The 18,162-nt window shown below is 41.3% G+C and carries 12 protein-coding genes; 3 read left to right on the top strand and 9 right to left on the bottom strand.

The window, feature by feature from the left end:
• Window positions 1-271, top strand: a 271-nt coding sequence (locus BW961_RS22910) for an IS3 family transposase (protein ID WP_139331722.1), incomplete at its 5' end; no start/stop codon positions are given.
• Window positions 272-355: 84 nt separating this feature from the next.
• Here the strand turns inward: BW961_RS22910 and BW961_RS22915 are convergent.
• The 5 genes from BW961_RS22915 to BW961_RS22935 form a co-directional block, all read right to left on the bottom strand.
• On the bottom strand, window positions 356-2,581 hold the full coding sequence (locus BW961_RS22915; RefSeq protein WP_068592635.1) for an amylo-alpha-1,6-glucosidase: 2,226 nt from the start codon (window positions 2,579-2,581) through the stop codon (window positions 356-358).
• Window positions 2,582-2,607: 26 nt separating this feature from the next.
• Window positions 2,608-4,275 carry a glycoside hydrolase family 13 protein gene (locus BW961_RS22920; protein WP_068592633.1) on the bottom strand — a complete coding sequence of 556 codons (1,668 nt, stop codon included), beginning with the start codon at window positions 4,273-4,275 and terminating at the stop codon, window positions 2,608-2,610.
• 125 nt (window positions 4,276-4,400) lie between these two features.
• Window positions 4,401-5,057 (bottom strand): carbohydrate ABC transporter permease, encoded by a 657-nt coding sequence (locus BW961_RS22925; RefSeq protein ID WP_342190493.1) that lies wholly within the window; start codon window positions 5,055-5,057, stop codon window positions 4,401-4,403.
• Window positions 5,058-5,296: 239 nt separating this feature from the next.
• Window positions 5,297-6,187 (bottom strand): ABC transporter permease, encoded by an 891-nt coding sequence (locus tag BW961_RS22930; protein WP_068592631.1) that lies wholly within the window; start codon window positions 6,185-6,187, stop codon window positions 5,297-5,299.
• Between the two features lie 21 nt (window positions 6,188-6,208).
• Window positions 6,209-7,921, bottom strand: coding sequence for a type 2 periplasmic-binding domain-containing protein (locus BW961_RS22935; protein ID WP_068592629.1), 1,713 nt, complete (start codon window positions 7,919-7,921; stop codon window positions 6,209-6,211).
• Between the two features lie 347 nt (window positions 7,922-8,268).
• Here BW961_RS22935 and BW961_RS22940 point away from each other — a divergent pair, with 347 nt between their 5' ends.
• Window positions 8,269-9,813, top strand: coding sequence for a response regulator (locus tag BW961_RS22940; protein WP_068592626.1), 1,545 nt, complete (start codon window positions 8,269-8,271; stop codon window positions 9,811-9,813).
• 40 nt (window positions 9,814-9,853) lie between these two features.
• Window positions 9,854-11,515 carry a sensor histidine kinase gene (locus tag BW961_RS22945; protein ID WP_169810375.1) on the top strand — a complete coding sequence of 554 codons (1,662 nt, stop codon included), beginning with the start codon at window positions 9,854-9,856 and terminating at the stop codon, window positions 11,513-11,515.
• Window positions 11,516-11,618: 103 nt separating this feature from the next.
• Here the strand turns inward: BW961_RS22945 and BW961_RS22950 are convergent, their stop codons facing one another.
• The 4 genes from BW961_RS22950 to BW961_RS22965 form a co-directional block, all read right to left on the bottom strand.
• On the bottom strand, window positions 11,619-14,840 hold the full coding sequence (locus BW961_RS22950) for a cellobiose phosphorylase (protein ID WP_068592622.1): 3,222 nt from the start codon (window positions 14,838-14,840) through the stop codon (window positions 11,619-11,621).
• Between the two features lie 11 nt (window positions 14,841-14,851).
• Entirely contained in the window at window positions 14,852-16,192 is a 1,341-nt protein-coding gene (locus BW961_RS22955) for a glycoside hydrolase family 30 protein (protein WP_068592620.1), read from the bottom strand.
• Between the two features lie 83 nt (window positions 16,193-16,275).
• Window positions 16,276-17,295: a LacI family DNA-binding transcriptional regulator gene (locus BW961_RS22960; protein ID WP_068592619.1), complete on the bottom strand. Its 1,020-nt coding sequence runs from the start codon at window positions 17,293-17,295 to the stop codon at window positions 16,276-16,278.
• A 162-nt stretch (window positions 17,296-17,457) separates the two neighbouring features.
• Window positions 17,458-18,132: a VOC family protein gene (locus BW961_RS22965; RefSeq protein ID WP_068592617.1), complete on the bottom strand. Its 675-nt coding sequence runs from the start codon at window positions 18,130-18,132 to the stop codon at window positions 17,458-17,460.
• Window positions 18,133-18,162 lie beyond the last annotated feature (30 nt).

Genomic DNA, 18,162 nt, shown 5'->3' on the forward strand with positions numbered 1-18,162 from the left:
GCACTATACACACCCCAAATTCCGTCTTCTCGTCCGTAAAGCAGGATTTACACAGTCCATGTCCCGTAAAGGTAACTGCTGGGATAACGCCTCCATGGAGACATTCTTCGGCCATATGAAGGATGATTTAGAGTATAGGTCATGTATGACCCTCACGGAGTTACGAGCACAAGTCGATGACTATATCACTTACTATAACTCTGAACGATATCAATGGGCATTAAAAAAGATGACTCCTGATGAATTCAGAAGTCATCTGCTCACTGCCTAAGGAAGGTCTTCTTTTTCAAACTTTCCACAAATACGGTCACAGTTCACTCTGAATGGAAAGTCGCCTTTATCGGTTTCTTCTTATTTATAACTTAATAACAGGATGATTCTCTAAGCCTAATGGTGTTGCGAACTTGACATCTTGTAGCAATTGATTGTTCCGCTCATCTTGCTCGGCACGTGATGCAGATTTGGATACTTGGGTCTCCTTCACTACGTTATGATTCGCATCCCGCAGTATAACCGTTAAGCAATCTTCTGTCTGACATACCGTTAATTCCGAATTAGATTCAACGTGAATCTGCACAACCTCGAACGGTGATATGTCGATCACAGCCTGAATCTCAATATCAATAAAGGAATAACGGTATGTGTGTTCAACGTTACGGGTGAAGTGCGCCTCAATGTGTCCCTTTCCAACCTTCACATGATAATCCAACACTTGTAACTCTTCAGGAATTCGAGGAGCAATCGTCAGGGTATGATTAATCAAATCAGGCCGGATGCCTAAAAAGTACTGATACCACACACGTAACTGCTCGGCATTAGACCAAGCTTGTAGATACGCACCTGTAAGTTTCGCCCACGTCTGACCGTCTTGAGGATACGCATCCATGTTCTCGGGAAGTCCACCAACGACTCCAAGATTCAAGGCTTGCCAGTTCATGTTCTTGAAAAGTGTATATGCCGTTTCAATTTGCCCAACTTCAATCATGCGCTGCATGGCAATGCCATTCAGCCAGGTCCAGACCGTGCCGTTATGATACGCTTCGTCTTTTGGGTAATGATGTGTTAAATGAAACGGATGGAAATAAGGATGATGTCTATCTAGAGAAGCAACGCCCCATGGAAATACGAGTTCTTCCCATGCCGTACGAGTTGCTTTACATTTAAATTCAGTATCTTCAAACATTTCAAAAGCAAACAATTGATTCGGACGCAATGAGAATTCCGGTTGATCTTCTGCATCCAAACGATCTGCCAAATAGGTATGTGTATCATCTCGGAAATCCAAGTCGAAATTACCCTTCAACTTGTCAGCAATACCGTTCCATTTATCAACATGAACCGTATCATTCATATATTCAGCAAAGTATACACCCGCCCGTAGCTGATTATACCAAAGCGCTTGAATGTCATTAGCACGAGTGTCTCTTGGAGAGTACGATTCCAGATTGATATCCCGAGCATCCATCCAAGTTTCATTATCTGCGTGCATCAGGTATCCCTTATCATCAACCCAGTACCTAATGGCTCCTTCTATACTGTTGCGTACAGCGGAGTATAGCTCTTTGATGATGGCCGTGTCTCCTGAGTATTTAACGTAATCCTGCAATTGAATAATAAAACGTGGTGTACCATCCGTCGTGTGGTAGTCAATATTCTCAGGGGCAAGGATATTGGGCACTCTACCAAAATATTTAGAGTTCTCGTCCGTGTTCTGAAATACTGCAAATGACAGCAAGATATTTCTAGCGGTCTCGAATTGTCCCGTCACTAACGTTCCTCCCGGAACTGAAATAAATTGATCACGACCCCAGTATTCATTAAACCAAGGCAAACCAGCATAAATACCATCACCTTGTTGTCTAGTGACCAATTGGTCCATCGTGATACTCATCCAATTCAAAGCCATGGTAAGCGTGTCATTATCGCTTGTTAAATAGGCATTATGATTCAAGAAATCCTCCATGCGCTTAAACCGTTCATTCTTCAGATTAACACTATTGTCTCTCGTATCATGAATCAAGGCCGCTGCTTCATCGGACGTCTTGCCTACAGCGATATAGAATCCACCAGCATCTACAGAGGTATACACAATTTGCTGTTCAAGCTGTAAGGGTTGGCTATTCTTTGCACTTACAGCGATAATCCAATCTCCCCCCATGGAGCGGAAAAAGGCAATATCATCTTGTTGGTTCAAATATTCAACATGGTCTCCCTTTAAGGAAATACCAATAGCTTGCTCTGCACCTGCAAGATTCACTTCTATGATATTCTTATAATCAAACATCCAAAGCTCTTCCGTCAGATCTTTATGCGTACGAATCATCTTATATGGATATACCCAGACTTCAGAATTTCGATTATCCAGCATAGCCTCGCCTGTAAATAGTGTGTACCCACCGAAAATTCTATTCTTAGCAATATTCATTCCCTCAAAGAAAGCATGCTCCACATGATTGGTCTCATGAGATTGCGTGAAGTAATATGCTGCCTCCTTATTCGTGAAAGAGACTGCGCGATTAGCTTCGCTGGGTACGAATATTTTCATTTCATCCAAAATAGATGTATTCATCTGATTATTCATTCGTATTAACCTCCCATTTAACAATTCTATGATTTCATTTGATATACTCTTGCTTCATAAGGACGCAGGGATAAGCTATTCTCGCAATCCACATAGTTAGCGAGAGTTAACAACGCATCCGCTAGATTACAATCTTTCTCACTCAGTTCCACCGTATTGTCAGACAAATTCGTGATTATCAGCACCTGTTCATCGTTTAATGTACGTGTGTAAGCATATACTGTTGGATGTTCCGGCAACAGAAGATCATAGATACCATATGTGAAAATATCATTGTCTTTCTTCATCTTAATCATCTTCTTATAGAAATTCAGAACGGAACCTTCATCTTGAAGCTGATCCTGAACATTAATGTGTTTATAGTTTGGATTTACTCCCATCCAAGGTTTACCTGTCGTAAATCCTCCATTTTCTTCTAAAGACCACTGCATAGGTGTTCTTGAATTATCTCGACTTGAGGCCCAAATGATCTTCATGATTTCTTCGTGAGGAATGCCCTCTTCTCTCTTCAAACGGTACATATTCCGATCAGCGACATCATCGTATTCTTCAATCGTTTGGAATTGAACGTTCGTCATCCCAAGTTCCTGACCTTGATAAATAAACGGAGTACCTTGCATAAAGAAATACATGGCGGCAAGAGCTGTCGCACTTTCATACCAATACTCATCGTCATTTCCCCATACGGAGACTCTTCTAGCTTGGTCATGATTCTCAATAAACAACGCATTCCAACCAATGCCTTCAAGCGATTTCTGCCACTTCGTTAATGTTCTCTTCAACCCTAGAATATCTAGGTTTCTACCTTCGCTTGTATGGTTCCATAACCCCATGTGCTCGAATTGGAATACCATATTGAACTTGCCTTTATCCTCACAAATCCAATCGATCAAGTCTTCAGGATCCTCCGTACTCACGCCGTTGGCTTCCCCAACCGTCATAATATCGTATTTAGAAAATGTTTCTTCTTTCAGTTCTTGTAAATAGCGTTGGATCCCCTTCACGTTCATATGTTTATCAAAAGAGGCAACGTATTTCAGACCTTCTGGATTGTTCATGTCCATCAAGCCCTCTTCTTTATGAATATGGCTGATCGCATCTACACGGAATCCATCAATTCCTTTATCTAACCACCAATTAATCATTTGGTGAATCGATTGTCGAACTTCTTGATTGCTCCAGTTCAGATCAGGCTGTTTCTCAGAGAAAATATGAAGATAATATTGATCGGTCACTTCATCATGCTTCCAAGCCGAACCGCTGAAAATACTTTCCCAATTGTTAGGTTCCTCACCTTGTTTACCATCTTTCCAGATATACCAATCCCGCTTTGGATTATCCTTCGAAGAGCGAGATTCAACAAACCAAGGATGCTCATCGCTCGTATGATTGATGACAAGGTCGATAATTAACTTCATGCCTCTCTTATGGACTTCCGATAGTAAAGAATTGAAATCTTCCATCGTTCCGAACTCATCCATGATGTCTTGATAGTCACTAATGTCATATCCATTATCATCATTCGGGGATTTATACATTGGACAAATCCAAATAACGTCAATGCCTAGATCTTTAATATAATCCAGCTTCGATATCATCCCTTGAATATCGCCGATTCCGTCTCCGTTCGAATCCATAAAACTTCTTGGATACACTTGATAACCTATCGCTTCTTTCCACCATGTCTTTTTCATTGTCTCTCTCAAACCTTTCTCATCTGCGATTATATCTGCATAAAATTTATGTTCATTTTAAATACGAGGCCGCTATGAACTTTCATAGCGGCCCTATAAATATGTTCTATTCTTTCGTCATTAGCTTATTCTTTAACTGAGCCAACTACGATCCCTGATACAAAATACTTCTGCATAAAAGGATAAATAATAAGCAGAGGCAATGTGGAAACAACAATTTTGGCAGCATTCAAAGTCTTATCAGAAATTTTGGCCAATTCCATCAATTTAGCAGGATCGGTTACATTCTGAACTTCTACGCTAAGCTGCTGGATATAGGTTTGCAAAGGATAATTGGCAGCTTGATTAATATACACCAAAGCTCCGAAATAATCATTCCAATGCCCAACGATTGTAAACAGCATAACCGTAGCAAGCGTAGGCATAACCACTGGAATATAAATACGAAGCAATATGGTCCACTGTGAAGCTCCGTCTATCGTTGCAGCTTCCTCCAAAGGCTTCGGCACCGCACGGAATGCATTCATAAGCAAAATGACATTTCCTATCGGCACGGCCCCTGGTAAGATTAGCGACCAAATGGAATCCAACAGATGAAGCTCTTTCACTACCATAAATGTAGGAATCAGACCACCCGAGAATAACATTGCGAAAATAACGAGATTCATGTAAATTTTCTGTCCATGAAATACTTTTGAACTTTTAGATAACGGATAGGCGGTAAGAATCATTAATGACATATTGACGATGATACCCAAGAATACCCGTTCTACTGATATCATAAAAGAACGCCAAAATTGGGTGTCCGACAACAGTTTTTCATATGAGCTGAATGTAAAATTAACAGGAAAAATACTAACAAGGTTTGCGGAAGCCGCCGCGTTGTCACTGAATGAAATAGCTAACAAGTTGACTAAGGGAATAAGACAGGACAAGGTAAATGCCAGCAGCATTGTCCAGATAATACAATCCGCAATGCGGCTCTTTAATTTTTCAGCGGTAATGAGGGCCACCCCCTTTTTCAGAAAATACGATAATCTGTAAGTTTTTGAGCCAACTTATTGGCGGAAAGAATCAAAATAATTCCGACTACTGAACGTAATAGTCCAACTGCCGTTCCCAAACTATATTGTCTCTCTACGAGTCCGACACGATAAACATAGGTATCAATGATATCGGCTGTTTCGTACACAAGCGGATTATACAGATTGAAAATCTGGTCAAATCCGGCATTCAATACGTTAGGTAAGTTTAAAGTCGTAACAAGTAAAATCGTAGGCATTAGTCCAGGTAGTGTGATATACCACAGCTGTTTAAATCGATTGGCTCCATCAATGGAAGCCGCCTCATACAGCCCTGGGTCTACAGATGTTAGAGATGCCAGATATATAATTGAACCATATCCGAAGCCCTTCCATACATCAGTGAATACTAGCATAGATCTGAACCAGTCATTGCTAGCCATAAATAAGACAGGATCGATACCAAACCATCCTAATACTGCATTTACTGGACCTTCGTATGAGAATATATTCATCACGACGGTAGCCAATATGGCCCATGATAAGAAATTCGGCAGATAAACAACGGTCTGCATGAATTTCTTGGCGGTCTTAACACGAATCTCATTCAATAGTAAGGCGAACACGATGGACACAATAGTACCTACAACGATTTTCCATACAGCAATGACGATTGTATTAGCAAATATCTGCTTGCTGTCTGGAATCTGGAGCATGAACTTAAAGTTATCAAGCCCTACCCATGACGAACCGCTAATTCCTTTAGCGGGAATGTAGTTCTGAAATGCCATCACGATACCAAACATCGGAATAAATGAGAAAATAATTAGGAATATCATACCCGGTGCGAGCATGAGGTGGAACGCTCTCTGATCTTTTTTATTTTTCATTTAGGATCAACTCTTTCAACGTCATTTGGATGTAATTGCTTCATTAACTTCCTTCGTGATGACTTCTCCGCCCGTTTTGTTCCAGCTAGCCACAAATTGATCGAATGCGTCAGGAGTCTGATCTCCAGTAATGATCTTCAAATACATTTCAAGCTCCATTTTTGTTAATGTTGGCCATTTCAATGGCATGGAACGCGTACTTCCGAAGAATACCGGACTTACTTCTTTGATGTTTGATTCTTTAACCAAGCTTGCGGTCGTAATACTGGACTCATAACCAGCCCATGCGTTTGAATCCATCTTCACGCCATTTTTCTCATCTTCAAGATATTTCTTGTATGAGTTATACGCGCTTATATCATTATTCATCGTTAATTTACTTGTATCTCCCGTTGCTAACGCTTCTTTCATAATGTCAACATTACGGTAAAAGGCATCGTAATAATCGATGTTAATCGATATTGGAGATCCTGCTACATTAAGTGAGCTATAATCCGCAAATGTTTTTAACGTTGCTGGGTCTTTTTCCTGATATCGTTGATAATCATATTGAAGACTCACGATTTTAGCAGCAAGTTCAGGATTGGCAAATCCTTTGCGAACAACAAGGTAACTACTTGAAGGATTACCTGTGAACATAGTTACAGATCCATCCTCTGATTGTGGTGCAACATAAGAAACCCACTTCGCATCCGGATTCAATTTAATAGAGTCCGCTACAGTCCAACTACCCCACCAGTTATCAAGGAACGATCCACTTTTTCCGCTAGTAAGTAGTGCTTTGCGATCATCACCTGTACGTACAGCTAATTGACGATCGATCAAGCCCTTCTTATACATATCCGCGATCTTCGTAATCGCAGGCTTCATTTCAGGTTGAACGGATCCGTATACGGCTTGTCCGCTTCCATTATCAATCCACTGTTTCGGGTATGCGCCATACAACGAGAAGATGTTATTCAATGAGTACTGTCCACCAGAGACTCCGGCAACATTCTCATTATCAACAACAAGACCAATCGTTTTTCCAGCGCCATTTCCACCTGGATCTTTTTCTACGAACTGCGCAATAATATGCTCAACATCCTGCATAGATTTGGGATCCTCAAGACCTAATTTGTCCATCCAGTCTTTACGCAACCAAAGGATACCAGGACCGTGCGAGATTTCTGTCGTAGGAATCGCCATGATTTTTCCATCAAATGTTGCATTATCGATAACACGGCCACCGTAAGAATCATAAATTTCCTTGATTCGGTCACTGGCAGTGTTCTTATAGGCGTCGGTAAGATCAGCAATGAGATCGTTTTCATAAAGTTGTTGCAAAGTTGCATAATCAGGAACAACCATAAGATCCGGAATATCACCACTTACAATGGCCATCGAAACCTTTTGATTATAGTCCGTCCCATCATTTGCTTCGAATTTCGTTGTGTTTTGCACGTTGAGTTTATCCTTGAAATATCTTGTCCATGCATTGTTTGTAGCATTGTCCTTCTCATATGGTGATCCAGAAAGCTGCGTAAATTTGGTTGCCATCTGTCCCACGGAATACGTAACCGTATCAGGATATGCGCCAAATGGAGTCGTCTTTGCTTCCACCCATGCTGGATCATCCGAATTTGTAACTGCCGTATTGTTATTGGTATTGTCAGCGCTCGAACAACCGACAATGGATATCGCTAATAATGATGCTAGAACAACGGAGCATGTGCGCTTTGTTTTTAGTAACATAACAAGAACCTCCCTGATGTAATAACTTGGATTGTAATAGATAGTGGGTTCAAAGCGCCGGCTTGCCTTTAACCCAAGAAGAAACCATTACACTATCTCTTCTGAAATATAGTTTACTTCTATATTTTAAGATTCTACCCTAGGGATCGTAAACACCAATAAATTGCGTTTTATACCAAATAATACTCACTTTTACGAAGTGAAATTGCTCCTTCTGTAAGTGATATAATAGAATACTACTAGTGCGATCTCAAAAAGTCAGATGTCGAATACGCTTCTTGTTATACTTCGTGATCACAAGATGACTTTTTGAACAACCTCTATAGCAGCTTGGGAGGAAAACATAAATGTTAACAATGTTGATAGTAGACGATCATGAGGAAGAACGGGAAGGGATCTCCTTCCTTATTCAAGAACTCGGTTTCCCCCTCAAGTTGGAGACGGCAGAAAACGGTCGTAAAGCGCTTGATTACTTAGAACAGCAATCCGTTGATATCCTATTTACCGATGTGCGAATGCCATTGATGGATGGATTGCAACTAACTACAGAGGTTCTAAAGCTACACCCTAATATGAAGGTAATCTTGTTCAGCGGCTTCGCAGAATTTGAATACGCTAAGACAGCAATTGCTCTAGGTGTCTCCGACTATCTTCTTAAGCCAGTCAATGTGGAAGCATTTCGCAATACGATGGAACGAGTTATCGGGGAGTTAACGGAACGACAGCATAAAGACGAAGCATCCCAAATGAAACAAGCCTTAGTGAAGAAACATATTCTATTCACCCTGGTTAATGGTATCGGAGAACAACCCTCTATCAAAGGGTTCTCGCTCGGATTGCCAACTCATTATCATACAGTAATGTTACTTGAATTCGAGAAAGACTTCTTTGAAAATGTGGGTCCGGAATTTGAAGACTTTCTACTGTCCCTATTGGGATGCCCAGCCGATTATTTGAATTTGAATGGATGTCAGAGTCTTCTACTATTTCCTGGGCACGATATGATCTCACCTATTTCTTATCGTGAATTAGCGACGTGTATACACGATCATATTCTGATTAAATATAGAGTGAATTGTTACCTCGCGATTAACGAGGAACTCACTGCGATACAAGATCTAGCTGGCATACTACCCCAATTGGAGAAGTGGATGGAATATCGATTCTTTTTACCAGATACTTTCGTATTCGATGCTAAGAATGAATTGATTTTCTCTGATCAAGGGTTCCCCAATCTAGCAGACAACCACATATTAGAACAGATACGGAGTAGTCTGAAAGAGCGAGATCATTTCAGTCTCAGAGCCAATACAGAACTTCTTTATCAAAAATATGTTAGACAGGTACAGTTTTCTCAATTATATGTGAAACATACGTTTTCTACCGTTTATCAAGAAGTGATGAGATTTACTACAACCGCTTCTGAAATGGATTTAAACAGAGGCATTGAACGAATATACATGTCTGAAGATTTGAGAGATATCAAGGCTATTATTATAGAAGGCATCACTCGACTTGAACAGGATTCCAACCAAATGGAGCCCGCTCATAATCATGATATCTCAGCCACTAAACAATATATTGAAGAAAATTATGCCGATGATCTCAGTCTGGAACTTCTTGCTACCAAAGTGTATTTGTCTCCCCATTATCTGAGTTCGATGTTCAAGAGGCAAACCGGATGCGGGTTAAATAAATATATTAAAAACGTGCGGATGCAAAAAGCGAAGGAAATGCTGACCAATACGCATCTGAAAATATCAGATATATGTAGTGCCGTCGGTTATCGTAACATTTCTTACTTCTGCCAGAATTTCAGGGATTTCTACGGACATACTCCCGAGAAATTCCGACAGTCTAACCAGAAGTCCCTTGATTATGGAGAGAATTAATATGCGAACCTGGCAGACTTTTAAGGAATACATTCATAACATGAAATTTCAAACTAAAATCAAGTTAGCTTTTTTACTCATTAGCATGATTCCTGTCGTCGTATTGGGGGGATTTTGTTACTCACAAACCAGATCACTCCTGATTGAGCAGTCCAAATCTGATTTAAATGCTGCGCTACAACAAAGTGCTCTGACATTAAATAGCCAACTTGAAGGTTACAATAAGATAATGAATTACCTCAGCTTCGACCAGGAGATTGTGAATGCTGCCAATCATACGTATACCAGTACCTTTGAAATGTACGACCAGTTGGTCAATGTCATTGATCAAAATTTCTATACAGCTCGTTCTTTGAATGTGGGCGTTGAACGCATTACATTATACACGGGGAGTAACCTACATCAACATGGACAAACCGTGTTGCCCATCGATGAGATTATAGACATGGATTGGTATCCTGGTGTCATGAAATCGACCGATGTCCAGTGGGTATCCGATAACCATAATATGTACAGTGTTCGACGCATCATCGACACCAAACAAATAGATCCCAAAGATAATGTTTTGCTCGCACACATCAATAAAGACAGTTTATTTCAACCCTTTGAGACTTTACAATCGCAAGGTGCGGAGATCCTCATAACGGATTCTTCCGGACAAGTAATTTATGCCACGGATGATATGCAAGGGGACACCTTGTCCCAAATCACAGATAAACCTGTTGATGAAATGTATTGGAGGGGCACCAAGGAGACTGTACTACAATCCAATATCGCCACTGCGGGATGGAACGTTATTTTATATAAACCTACGAACTTAATAACAGATTCAGCTTGGGCGATTGTCTTAACCATCCTGCTCATTATTGTAGCTTGCATTGTAGCTGTAGCTGTGGCTAGCAGCCTATTTTCCCGTAAATTCATTACACGAATTGAACGTTTGCGTAATAACATGAGGACGGTGGAAGAGGGACAATTGGAAGTTAACATCTCTAGCGATTCGAAAGATGAAATTGGTGACTTAATTAGAGGATTTGGGAACATGGTCGAGAAAACGAAAGAACTGATTAATAGCGTATATGTGAAGGAAATCGCCCGCAAAGAGTATGAGATGAAAGCGTTACAGGCTCAGATCAACCCTCATTTCTTGTACAACTCGCTCTCGCTTATCAATTGGCGGGCACTGCGAATTCGCGCGACGGATATTAGTGAAATGGCTCAGTTGTTATCGACATTTTATCGTACTACGCTCAATAAAGGCGACAATATGATTCTAGTCTCGGACGAAATTCTTAATGTTCAATCTTATATGAAAATCCAGCTTATTATGCACAGCAACAGCTTCGATGTAGAATATCAAATCGATGACGCGATTCTCATCTACCATATGCCAAACTTGATGCTTCAACCCTTGATTGAAAATGCTATCCTTCACGGTATTGAGAACCGAGAAGAAGGCGGAACAATCATGCTTTCAGGAAAATTGGAGAATGAGTGCATTATTTTTGAGGTAAAGGACAATGGCATCGGAATTCCGCAAGAACGGCTTAGTCTCTTGCTTGAATCCCAGTCCAAAGGTTATGGGCTCAAGAATGTGAATGATCGCGCAAAATTGATGTACGGAGAACAATATGGGTTAATCTTAAGCAGTATTATAGAAGAAGGAACGCAGGTCATGCTTAGGTTTCCTATGGAGAAATAAATACTAGAATATAAATAAAGGCGACTTCTCATTCTGAAACGAATGGTAAGTCGCCTTATTTGTCAGTGACCTTAGCACCTCGGCTAGATCTGCTGATTACATACTAATCCATGAAGATTTCTATCGCTTCGACTTCACCATCACGTACGGCTAACGCCTCTACGCCTCTTATGACAGCTCCATCGTATTCGACTGTGCTACCGTCACGTTTAAGCAGCTTCATCTTACTTATCTTGGCAGCATTCGTACCGAATGTATCTACTCGACGAGCATTGTAATATCTCACTTGTGTGTTTCCTAAGAAAGTAAAGGATACCTTCCCTGACTCATCAAATAACCAACCTGGCAATGCTGGAGTTAGCGTAAGTGTTAATTCGCCATCACTCACAGTGAAAACCTTCGAGCCCGCCATCATCATTCTCCACATACTTAGGAATTCTGCTGTAGATCCACTCAATCTAGCTACAAATCCCCTTCCATGTACCGCAGGATCTGGATTCCCACCCGTAGCAATAAATGAGGAGTTCTCCAACGTGCTACGTCCATACACAGCCGGATCAAGGAAAGGAACTAGTGATGTCTTCAATTCCCCGAAGTACTGTTCGTAAAGGCCCGCTTTCAATAAGCCTAACAAATATTTATAAGTCATATGAAGGAAATTGGATTCTCGCTCTAACCAACCCGGTGTGAATGCACGCATGCGTCCAATTTCATGACCTTCTGAGTCTAGACTAACGGACGTTTGATACATTTGGGTCTTCTTATCATACAGCTCTGTCTTCTTAATGCGGTCATATAGTTCTTGGGCCTGTTGTGGATCACTCAACGTCTTCATCCAACGTGTTGGGCCTTCGAGGAAATGTGGTAATGCGGACACTTCAAAATGCAGTACTCTGGCTCTAGGAAGCCCGTTACTATTCAAATCCGGTTGTCCATTCTCGTCTACGATTCTTTCAAATTCCGTAGCTTCAAACCGGAAATACGTAGGCGTAAGTCCATCACCTAGTGCTATTGCTTTCGCAATGCCTTCATCTAGTTTAACTAGCAATGCGGAGAATCCTTCTTCGATCACGTTCAAGGATACCTCCTGCTCGACTCCAGTAATGCCATACCGAATCCGATCACGATAAGCTTCCCGAAGGGACGCTACGCTATCCCAATAAGTGAATGAATCTAGCTGATCGTCTTGATAGCTAACGACTGCACGATGAACCGCATGGAACAAATCAGCTATTTCTTCAGGTAAGCGAATAGACTTCTCTCCGAATTGCTTCGCACTTACTAACAAGAAAGTCACCATACGCTTCAATTCAAATGTCTCGCTCATACCTGAGCCAAACAACCCTGGAAGACCATTCATTGCATCATTCCATCCTGGCTTGTTAGCTTCCATTTCCACACCCATACCATATGGATCTAACGTAGCGAATTTATTTAAGGCTAACGATACGATTTTGCTAAACAGATTTGTCTGATAAATCTTGCCCTTGCCACCCTCTGTTTGTAACCAATTGGTATCATTCATTTTCCGTCCAAGACGCTCTAGCTTATCCTCATCCTCGATCAGCGCATCATACTGCCGAACTTGATCATGAAGCACAACATATTTCTTAGACCTTGGTTGAACATAAGCAGCACTATCGTAAAAAGCATAGGTCTCATCTCCGAAGAGAAGTTCTTCCTTCTTATCCGGGAATATGTCGAGGTAGCCGTCCACTAAGTCCATATTGTAAGTCCAATGGTCGGACCAGAATCCTTCACCGAAACCGGCTTCGATATTCTGCTGTGAAAGAGCCAGTATGCCACTTAGCAAACGTTCTTCGCTTACATGAAGCTGTACAGCATGATCAGCTAAGTAATTAATAACTTTCCCTGGCGTGAATTTCCCGCTACACAACCCCCTTAATTCCTCATGATGATCTGCAACTGTACTACTGAGCAATTCCTTAAGCTTACTTTCATTCTCAGACACGACATTAAAGCTACATCCCTGTACGCTGAGCGGATTATATCCGTCCGCCTGCATCAGACTGAAGAACATTTTGATGTTAAACGTACCCACCTTCGGGTTAAAGAACACATCATTACGACGGTTCTGATTCATATCCCGGAAGTTACCATTACCTTGAGAGTAATATTCAGGAGCGAGTGAGAAGAAATTGTAATCCCGTTCCAAGTCGCCATGCTTACGAGAATAGAGATGTACAACAAAGCCCTCTCCCTCATTATCCAAAATAAACGGATAGCCTCCACGGAGGAAATTATCCATATAAGACTGCTTCGCGTAGGCATCAAATAGTTCGGATGATGTATATGTTGCAATGTCTGACGTCAAATCTTCAACTAAGCTACTCGCTTCTTCTCGCTTACGAGCAATATACTCAGCCGTACATATCATATCTGCCTTGGCATTGATTTTCTCGATATCATTCACATGGCCGATAATGGTGTTCACGGTTAGACTCTCGTTAGGAGCAAGGTTCTTCGTTACCCCGCTGAAGCCACACGGTACTTTATTGACCGGATATTGTGGCTGTTGGTTAATCTCAGCGAGAGAAGCAGAAGCGAAGTTATCCGGATACATCAAGGATGTATTCCCACCAAATACAACTTCAAAGTCTACAATTGGAGCAATTCTCTTTCCTTCTCCTGTAAAGGATAAATAGAAATGTCCACTCGTGACTTGGCTAACTTGTGCCTCATCTGCAGTACTAGACCGTACATGATAGAACGGAATACCATTCTCTAGATTATAGACTTCCATCCAACTGCGTAGGAGGTTACCAATCTCTTTGAACCCACCGTTCTCCACGCCGTACGGAAGAATTTCTGGCATTCCATCTAGCAATTCTAATGAAATAGATTTATTACTAATATTAATAATTTCTACCTGACGGACCAACGCGGCATAATCATCATTCGGTAGATTAAAATAATTTACCACCGTCTTCAGTCCATGCGCTTCATGTGTCTCTTCGATGGTGAGTCCATTCGGTGAAATCCTCATCACGCGAGAAGCTTGTGTATCAGGACGAGCCGTTTGAAACGGCTCGTAGATGCTGTCTTGTCCTTGGATTTTGACAAACGTTCGAAATCCATTAGCTGCAACGTTCTTGTAAGTAATACTAGCAGGTGAGAATTCCATGATCGCTGAATTCTTATCCCGAATCCCGAAGCTACATACCCCTTGGCCACGATTGACGTAGAACGTCCACATCGGAATCCCCTTCAATCCCGCCATACCTGGTAGGAAGCTTGAGAATGGTTTGGCTTGGTCGAATTGCTCAATAACAAACGTATTGTTCTCGTAATAGTACTTTGACATGATATTCACTCCTACTTAGACATAATGTAAGTGACGATAGAATGCGCTTTTAACTCAGCTTCCAACATACAATCTCCTAGGCCGATGGTTGCCTTTTGCACATCATCCGTCTCATTCTGGACAACCAGTACGATCGTACCGTCAGGATTTAAGAACGCTGTAGAGAGTAAGCTATCTACTTTGGAGTTCTGTCCAATACGTACAGCCCCTTGCGCAATATACTTACTGAAATGTCCAATGTAATAATAAGAGCTATTGTAGTGAATCGTGTCTGTCAACGTATCCGCTATGATTGGGGCATCGCATAAGTTACCTACATGGTTAGGTCCACCTGTCTCGTCCAGTACGATATTCCAATCTAAGTAACCCTCGATCCAGTTATTCAAATCCCCAATCATATTTCTACCGTATCTTTCACCTGTGAACCATTCACCCAACTTTACGCCACCTTCTTGGCATCCCTCTGTGAATAGTAGATGTTTATCAGGGAACAAATCATGCACCTGACCCACCTTCTCAAATTCTTCACTTACGTACCAGTGTACTCCTGTACCCCACACGTACTTAGCTGCTTCTGGATCAGATAGTACAACGGATGCTCTTTCTACGATGATGTCACGATTATGATCCCAGATTAGAATTTTTACATCTTCGTGACCCTCTTGATGCATGATTGGACCCAAATGATCTTTAATGAAATCACGTTCTTCTTCTGCACTATAAATACAGGAATCCCATACTTGTACGGCAGCTGGCTCATTCTGAACGGTAATCCCCCAGATTGGAACGCCTTCCTTGCCATAAGCTTCGATGAATTTAGTGTAATAACGTGCCCATACTGCTGCGTATTCTGGTTTCAATTGGCCACCGTTATTCATTTCCCCATTCGTCTTCATCCAAGCCGGAGGACTCCAAGGCGAAGCTAGCATGGTGATCTCGCCCCCCTTCACCTTCATCGCATCCTTAATTAGCGGTAACACCCACTGATGATCATGCGCTATATCAAATGTAGTTAATTCTGTATCGTTATCTTCCACATACGTATAGTTACCAAGAGCGAAATCGCAGCTATGAATATGTACTCTCCCGATGTTATAGCCCAATCCTTCAGTAGGATCGAAATAACTACGAATGACCTCTGCTCGTTTCTCATCACTTACACGAGACAAGGTGTATGCAGCAGCTTCCGTGAATGCTCCTCCAAATCCAACGATACTTTGATAAGTTGTGCTTGGATCAAGTTCCACATCTGCCACAACACCGGCATCCCGAGTTAGAACAGCTAGGCTCCCCTTATCGCTTAAACGTTCTCCTGAATCCTTAGCTGTGACGATCATTTTAACTTGTTTCATTTGTGAACAACTCCTTATTTGGTATAGTTCGAAACCGGTTTCGTAATGAGGTAAAAAAAGAAATCAGCTCTATCTGTTGATTCTCATGGTGCGTTAGTCACACTGCTACATGAATCCCTAACGATCAACCTTACAGGTAATACCGCTGATTCTAGAACCTGTGAAGGATTATCAATAGAATGAATCAATATGTCTGCGGCTTTACTCCCCATAAGCGCTGTATCTTGTGCAATGGTTGTTAAAGCAGGTGTAATATATTGAGATAGCTCAATATTATCAAATCCTACAATAGACAGGTCGTTAGGAATACGAAGTCCTCGTTCCCTAGCGGCTCTCATAGCGCCAAGTGCTAAATGGTCTCCCGCTACAAACACAGCAGTCGGACGATCTTGCAGATCCAAAATCTGCACCATTGCGGCGTATCCACTCTCAATGGAATAATACGCGCTATCAACGATATAAGACTCTTTTGTCTCCAGATTCAGACGGGTCATTGCCAATTCATATCCTTGCACGCGCTTAGAACCAGCAAATGTGTTTATTCCACCAGAAATATGAGCGATCTTGCGGTGTCCAAGTGAATATAAGTACTCCACTGCTAGAAGGCTACCTTCAAGGTTGTCTGAATACAAGGTATGAGCTTGCGATGTTTCATAATCGAGGACGACGCACGGAATGTCACTATCCAGAAGTTCTTTGAAATAAGGATCTTCATAATCCGATAGAATGACGACTACCCCGTCGACACCACGAATTTTGCAATTCTCCAGATACCCGCTCTGCTTACCACCTACATCTTTAGAAATAAACATCAGCGCATACCCTTTGGATACCGCAACTTGCTTAAAACTCTCGATAACTGCACTAAAGAAAGGGTGCTGCATACCAATGCCAGAGGATTCAACAAATAACACACCAATGGTCCAAGACTTCTTCGTTGTCAATGTGCGTGCATGCGCATTAGGCAAATAACCGAGTTCTTTGGCTGCTTGCAAAATCGTCTGACGCGTCTGTTCTTTTACATCTGTGTAGTTATTGAATACTTTCGAGACTGTGGTGGGTGAATACCCCGTCTTCTTAGCAATATCATAAATCGTGATCATTCTTTAGAATTCACTCCTGTTGCAAATAGCGTAAGTCACGTTCTTACATTGCATTCTAATCTTTTATCGTATGGACGTCAATGAGAAAAAAGCGGTTTCATTGCTTATGTGTAGCCTTCACATTGTGGCTATATCCTTTGTGATGGCTACGCGATTGGAGCTCTATATTGTTGTTACTCTGTATGGATATCCTAATAATTGCTTTGTTCCAGACTTCCCTTTATGAATCACAATCTCTACAGGGAATATCTCAGATTCCTTATTGGATCCTAACCACATACGATGAAGAGAAGATAATATCAATAAACCTTCTTCATCTCCGATAGGTGTAAATGTAGGACTTCCTGAGATATAAATCTGCTCGTTATACTCTTCTTGAATGCGTATTGAGAGTTCTATGACATCATCCGAAGGAAGGCCAATTTCACTGATATTCATCACATCTTTCGCGGTAAATTCGGAATCTGATTCATATTCTTGATTATGTCTTGCAATGAACTCTACGATGTTGCCTGCAGGATCATAGAAATAGGTGGAATGAGAATTCCAAGACTCAAAATAACTTTCATCATGGTCATCGACTTGATTAATGTTAATTCCTTTGCTTTTTAACCACTCGATTGCTAATTCGTTCTTATTCTCTACGATGTTAAAGGCAAAATGGTAAAAGGGATTAGCCACACTATCACCCTGTAAGAATGTCAGTCGAGAGGATCCTACTGAAAAGGTAATCGATGTATTCGAAGACTCGATAATAGGCAACCCTAACTGGACGGAATAGAAATCTTTCAAGGTATCTAAACGTTCAGCGCATAATCTAATCTCTACAATTTTCATTTGTATTACTCCTTCATGTTATGTTTATCA

Source organism: Paenibacillus macquariensis (genome assembly GCF_900156375.1).
GTDB classification, from domain to species: Bacteria; Bacillota; Bacilli; order Paenibacillales; family Paenibacillaceae; genus Paenibacillus_AQ; species Paenibacillus_AQ macquariensis.